This is a genomic window from Moorena sp. SIO1F2, from assembly GCF_010672755.1.
GTDB lineage: Bacteria > Cyanobacteriota > Cyanobacteriia > Cyanobacteriales > Coleofasciculaceae > Moorena.
Genome location: NZ_JAAHFV010000376.1, coordinates 1 through 6036 on the forward strand (window position 1 = coordinate 1; position 6036 = coordinate 6036).

Sequence of the window (6036 nt, forward strand, 5' to 3'; positions counted from 1 at the left end):
AGCCCCTCACCTTAATGGTGAGGGGCTGATAACTCAATGCTGACAGTCCCCCAATCACTGAATTGATTTTGTTTTTCTTAATTTTTTGATACTGCATAAATTCCATTAATACTCCCAAGTTATTTTTCCATAACTTGGGTATTTTTCATAACAATTTTTAACAGGAAACTATTCCTCAAACTTTTCCGCCAAATTGGCGTGACAAGTGAGACAAATTGACTTAAGAGCGGTAGGATAAAAATAACAACAAAGTTGTTGTTAGCTACCTACCTAACTTAATCAAGGTTCGAGCTAAAGTTTCCGCCAAATTGGCGTGACAAGTGAGACAAATTGACTTAAGAGCGGTAGGATAAAAATAACAACAATCAAACCAAAGTTGTTGTTAGTTACCTACCTAACTTAATCAAGAAGGTTCGAGCTAAAGTTTCCGCCAAATTGGCGTGACAAGTGAGACAAATTGACTTAAGAGCGGTAGGATAAAAATAACAATAAAGTTGTTTTTAGCTACCTAACTAATTTAATTAAAGTTTCCGCCAAATTGGCGTGACAAGTGAGACAAATTGAATAAGAAGCGGTATAATCAAACTAACAACAACCAAGTTGTTAACTAACATAAAAATAACCAAAGAGCAGACCAACCATGATTATTTCTGATATAAATCACATCGAAGTTGTTAACGAAGAAACCAATATCCTTGGTGGTAGTCGCCGGAATTTCGACTTATATATTGACAAGGACGTTCGCCTTGATATCCGCGTCGATATCGATAAGTATGTTGACTCAAGGGTAAATGTCAAGGGCCGCCTAGCTAATGCTGAAGCCACTGCTGAGTACAGGGGTTATAGCAATAACTTCCTCGTTGAAACTGATACTGACTCCTTTGTCTATGATGGTGGTGGCGCTACTTCATTCTCTAACTCCGTCGTTGCAGTTGATTACTAGAACTAAGGGAAATCCTGACCCTAGGGTGTATTTGATTGCATCCAAAATCTGATTTAGGGGTGAAGCATTTATATCTATAAGATAACTCGGCGCGCCAATGCTTCCCCCTTTAATTAAGAATCGATAGACAGACTAGACAAAGAATATCTGCTAGCTTCAGGACTTAGCAGGTAAATTTAGCTGTGTGGGCCTACATAAAAATCACCTTCTTTAGTTAAGTCTTTAGTTAAGGAAGGTGATAGTCATCAGTTTAGGCATAGGTGCAGAGAGAAGAGAATAATGATAATTAAGGATCTAGATTTTGCTCAAAAATCTACTCATAAAAACGGTATTTTTGGCGGTGCATCAGCTTCTGCTAATACCCTGACATTTGCTTCCAAGGATTTGGCATTAGCTGCAGCCGATGCAGATGCTAGTGGTAAGAGTGTTTCAGTCAACACTAGGACTGATGCCAGAATAAATCCTAAGTTTGGGATTAGCACAGCCAGAGCAAGGGCTGAGGCTATTGCTAATACTGGCAGGGGAACTTCCCGTGCTGTGTCTGACAGTCGGTCTAGGTTTTTATATTACTCAAGCTAATTTTCGGAAATCCAGCTACAGCTTAATGGGAATGTTCGGTAATAGGTATCGGTAATAGGTAATAGGGAAGGGTTAAGAGGCGATGGAATATGCTAAAAAAACGCTGGTCTATCGCCTAGCGCCTAGGGGATATGGGGAGATGAGAGCTATGGATTTCAGCCTTTGATTTATCACGATAAACCGAGTTTTAAAGGTCTTGTGCGTAAGTCCTGAAAATACGCATTATCCTGATCACATCTTCATCTGAACCCTTTATCATGTTTGGTAAGCGTAGACTGATGGATGTCTAAATAATTACCAATCAATGATCAGACAAGTATCCGATCAGTGGAGCAGCGTTCTAGAGACAATTTATTGGCTAAGGCTAAGCTAATGACCATTTAATTGGCATAGTTTGTGAACTGAGCGATTTTTGTTGATAGTTAACAGTTGAGGCTTGGTAGAGGGAAGACCTGTCTGTGCAGCAGTAGAACAGTTAACGGTCAACACTCAACACTTAAAACTCCACAATGCAGATTCAGCAGGTGCAGCTCAAGCGTAACACAAGGCTGATAGCCGATTAAGAGCCATGTTTAATTTAATCAGCAGAACATTGACATTTCTTCCTCGTGTAAGCCGAATTACAGAGAGGTTCAAAGACAGGTTTACACAGAGGTTAAAAAAGCCGATCACACAGAGCATCACACGGAGCATCACAGATAGCATCCCAGACAGCACCACACAGAGCACCACACAGAGCACCACACAGAGCACCACAGACACAGACAGCACCACACAAAACACCACACAGAGCATTACAGACACAGACAGCACCACACAGAGCATTACAGACACAGACAGCACCACACAGAGCATTACAGACACAGACAGCATCACAGATAGCATCCCAGACAGCATCCCAGAGAACCGTAGTTTAATTGCTAGTTCAACTGCGACTACAAACAATTTTTCCAACAATTTTTCCAGTATCATCAGAAACAATAGCCTCACTATCAATGGTAACGATCGTAGTAGGATAGGAACTAACGACTCACAAACAAATAGCACAAATAGCAGTTCATGGACTAATGGCTGGAGTTCAAGCAGTAGCGATCGCTTAACTAGAGGTATTTGATAGCACTGGTAATGGCATTGCTGATGCCACTTTGGTGAAATTCAATAACGATATTCTAGCTGTAGTCAAAGCAACCGTCGATGGACAGGGTGCAAGCACCCTAACTAATGCTGATTTCATCACAGTATCTGATCCAATTTTAGCATAAAATTGATAAGTAGTCGGAATCACCCCATCCCTTAGATCTGTTAACTCATATATTGCCCGATTACCCCATCAGCTAAAATCTGAGCAAATAAAACCTAACCATGACTATTCTTTCTAGAGCATCTCTTGAACCACAGGAAATTACTGAGTTTCTGAAACGAGAAATCAAGCTCAAAGACGTCTCTGAGAAAATTTTGTATCAAAAAGTCATTAATCGAGCTGCTGTCCAAAGAAACTTAACCGTCACCGCCGAAGAAATTCAGGAAGAGGCAGATAAATTCCGTCACCAAAATCGCTTGGAGAAAGCTTCAGACACTCTAGCTTGGCTAGCGGATAATATGATTACTTCCGATGACTGGGAAGCCGGAATTCGCCAGCACTTGCTAGCTAAAAAGTTATCCAAGTCTCTATTTGATAAAGACGTAGAAAAGTTTTTTGGTCAAAACCGACTAGATTTTGACCAAATTTTGCTCTATCAAATTATTGTAGCTAACGATAAACTTGCCCAAGAACTCTTCTATCAAATTGAAGAAAAAGAAATTAGCTTTTATCAAGCAGCTCATATCTACGACATTGATGAGGAACGCCGACAGAAGTGCGGTTTTGAAGGAAAGCTTTACCGTTGGAATTTACGTTCAGATATAGCAGCGATTGTTTTTGGTGTACCTATTGGACAAGTAGTCAATCCGGTCAAAACTCCTCAGGGTTATCATATCTTGATGGTAGAAAGGTTTATCCCTGCTGAGTTAACACCGGAAAGGTACGACGAGATATTGGATAGACTGTTTCAGGATTGGCTCAATCGTGAACTAAACTATATGCTTCATAGTGACACTATGCTTGATAATGTTGAGAGTCAAACTGCGGAGGTGTTGGGTCAGTAGTGGCATGATTGATAGTAATGGGTAATGGGTAAGTCAGCATTCAGCTATCAGCTGAATGCTTACCCTTTAAAGTAGGTAAACATCAATCAACAAAGTCATGGAGGCATTAAATTATGATTCGCTCCCGGATAATCAGAAAATGGATAGTTTCACCAGAGGGAAAGGTAGTAGTCCAAGCCGAAAGTAGGGCATTTGCATCTGGTGATCAAGCAAACACCAGTCAAGAGGTTACTGTGACCAGAGAGTCGGGCAGGAGTTATAGCAGAAGTTCCAGCTCTAGCTTTGCTTCTTCTACGGTCAAAGATAAGAGAGCAACATCAGGAAAAAAATAAGGGAGCAAAATGCTCCCACTAGCGGTTTTTTTTTCCAACTAATAACTAATTATATCAAATCCGGTTGAATAATTATCATATTCCTGATCGGGGAATTAGTAATTGGTAATTGGGGGATTAGGAATTGGTAGTTTACGATTCCCCATTACCGATTGCTTATGACCAACAATCCAGGAGTTAATAAGTGATTAACCGGACTTAATTATTAGTAGGATTAATCCCTTAATAACTTTGACTTATCGGTAAAACTTTTAGTTTTGACTCGGTATCCAATGCTCAGTAAACCGAAGAAAAGTAAGCCTAGCAAGTTTGACGATTCAGGAGCTTTAACGGTTGCCTTATTCGTTTTAGCTTCGACTAAGGTCAAATAAGTTGCTGTTTCGAAAGTGCGCTCATAATAACCCTGAACATCAGCCAGAGCAAATTCCTCTGTTCCTCCAAACAACTTAGTAAAGTCGTTATAAGCAAACACATTGTCACTGTGAGCAGACACAAGGAAATCATCATATCCTAGAGTCTCTAAGTTACCAGAGAGAGCGAAGAAGTCGATGGGAGTACTCAAGTCATTGCTATCGTATAACTCGAAAACTACGGTGCCCTCGGCACTTGCACTTTCTGCAGGTGGATTGTCGATCATGGTGATTAGATCGAGAAAACCATTGAAATCGAAAGAAAAGGTTTCCCCTGCATCGACAAAGAAGTTGTAACCGATAAGTCCAGCAAAACTTTCCGCCACACCACGGTAGTTGCTTCCTTCACCCTCAGCGGTACTCAAAGATTTATTACCAGCTCGTTTTAGTGGATCGGGTGAATCAGGGTTAAAAGTTGACACCGCGTTCGCCTCAGCAATCACATCACCCCCACTTGAAATCACAAAAGTGTCGGCTTCAGTCAGGGTAACGACTTCCAGAGGATCAGTACTAAAGTTTTTGAAGTCAAAGGATCCTTTAGACAAAGCGAAAGTAGCAGCCAAACTTGGTGCAGCAGCGAGAACGGAACCGGTTACTGTAGCGAACAGTAATAATTTTTTAGCAATGGTTTTGTTCATTTTCATAATTGTCTGGGTGTTGTGGAATAAATTTCAGCCAGCGAAGTTTTTTTTGAACTGCCTAAATTTGCAGTTCAATTTGGGAAATTAAAGGCACAATAATTGTTCTGATACTAGTGTTGTAATGTAAGCATTCAGCCGTCAGTAGTCAGTAGTCAGTGGTCAGTGGTCGCTGATAGCTGATACGCGACACGCTGATAGCTGATAGCTGTTGGCGTAGCCTGCGCGTAGCGCATTAGCTTACGTTGTAATTGTTGTATTCAACAGTGAGCACAGATATTGATTGGTGCCTAAAAAAATCCGGAATATCATTATAATGAATGTTTTTTTTGCTTCATATAATATACTTAACCGGAAAAAAATCCCTATTTATAGGTAAGCATTCAGCTCAGGCAATGGCTGATAGCTGGCAATGGTAGATGCGCCTATGGCGTTAGCTGTCGGCTGAATACTTCCATTTATAGATTAATAATAAGCGAAAAATTCGCTATTGATTATAAAGTCAGTGTAATTCTACCTACCGATTAGTTAAAGATTTTGTAAAATTATTTTACGGCAGGGAAAGGATTTTTTAAAAGCTTTTATTGGATGATTAAAAAGCTTTTAATAGCTTGTGTTTAATAGGTAATAATTAATATCAATTCAGGTTTAATACTCATAATTATAGGGAGGGTGGGACCCACCCCTAACCCCTCCCAGGAGGTAAATATGGGGAGATGGGGAGATTTTTATTAAGGGTAATTATCCCGACATAATATAATCGGTAATCGTAAATTAACTACAAAGTGCCAATTAATAATTACCAATTAAATAAAATGGTAAATGGTCGTCTAGAATCCTGATATATTCTGGATTTAGCCAATTCATTTACGCAATTTATTTAATTGGTAATTATTAATTGGCACTTTGTAGTTAATTTACGATTACCGATTATATTATGTCGGGATAATTACCCTTAATAAAAATCTCCCCATCTCCCCATATTTACC

At 39.8% G+C, this 6036-nt stretch carries 6 protein-coding genes; 4 read left to right on the plus strand and 2 right to left on the minus strand.

What is annotated here, in order from left to right:
- The first annotated feature begins 640 nt into the window (after positions 1 to 640).
- Both F6J94_RS28615 and F6J94_RS28620 read left to right on the plus strand, forming a co-directional pair.
- Positions 641 to 943, plus strand: coding sequence for a hypothetical protein (locus tag F6J94_RS28615; RefSeq protein WP_293046642.1), 303 nt, complete (start codon positions 641 to 643; stop codon positions 941 to 943).
- Between the two features lie 279 nt (positions 944 to 1222).
- Positions 1223 to 1522, plus strand: coding sequence for a hypothetical protein (locus F6J94_RS28620; protein WP_293024694.1), 300 nt, complete (start codon positions 1223 to 1225; stop codon positions 1520 to 1522).
- Between the two features lie 531 nt (positions 1523 to 2053).
- Here the strand turns inward: F6J94_RS28620 and F6J94_RS28625 are convergent.
- On the minus strand, positions 2054 to 2494 hold the full coding sequence (locus F6J94_RS28625) for a hypothetical protein (RefSeq protein ID WP_293046644.1): 441 nt from the start codon (positions 2492 to 2494) through the stop codon (positions 2054 to 2056).
- Between the two features lie 390 nt (positions 2495 to 2884).
- On the opposite strand from F6J94_RS28625, the gene F6J94_RS28630 reads away from it, so the two are divergent.
- Together F6J94_RS28630 and F6J94_RS28635 are read left to right on the plus strand one after the other, a co-directional pair.
- On the plus strand, positions 2885 to 3667 hold the full coding sequence (locus F6J94_RS28630) for a peptidylprolyl isomerase (RefSeq protein ID WP_293046648.1): 783 nt from the start codon (positions 2885 to 2887) through the stop codon (positions 3665 to 3667).
- A gap of 113 nt (positions 3668 to 3780) precedes the next feature.
- On the plus strand, positions 3781 to 3999 hold the full coding sequence (locus F6J94_RS28635) for a hypothetical protein (RefSeq protein WP_293046650.1): 219 nt from the start codon (positions 3781 to 3783) through the stop codon (positions 3997 to 3999).
- Positions 4000 to 4213: 214 nt separating this feature from the next.
- On the opposite strand, the gene F6J94_RS28640 is transcribed toward F6J94_RS28635, so the two are convergent.
- Positions 4214 to 5053, minus strand: a complete 840-nt coding sequence (locus F6J94_RS28640; protein ID WP_293046652.1) for a hypothetical protein — start codon at positions 5051 to 5053, stop codon at positions 4214 to 4216.
- Positions 5054 to 6036 lie beyond the last annotated feature (983 nt).

Excerpts from the sequence above, each read along its gene's own strand:
- F6J94_RS28615 (WP_293046642.1), top strand. The coding sequence starts at position 641 with ATGATTATTTCTGATATAAATCACATCGAAGTTGTTAACGAAGAAACC.
- F6J94_RS28620 (WP_293024694.1), top strand. The coding sequence starts at position 1,223 with ATGATAATTAAGGATCTAGATTTTGCTCAAAAATCTACTCATAAAAAC.
- F6J94_RS28625 (WP_293046644.1), bottom strand. The coding sequence starts at position 2,494 with ATGATACTGGAAAAATTGTTGGAAAAATTGTTTGTAGTCGCAGTTGAA.
- F6J94_RS28630 (WP_293046648.1), top strand. The coding sequence starts at position 2,885 with ATGACTATTCTTTCTAGAGCATCTCTTGAACCACAGGAAATTACTGAG.
- F6J94_RS28635 (WP_293046650.1), top strand. The coding sequence starts at position 3,781 with ATGATTCGCTCCCGGATAATCAGAAAATGGATAGTTTCACCAGAGGGA.
- F6J94_RS28640 (WP_293046652.1), bottom strand. The coding sequence starts at position 5,053 with ATGAAAATGAACAAAACCATTGCTAAAAAATTATTACTGTTCGCTACA.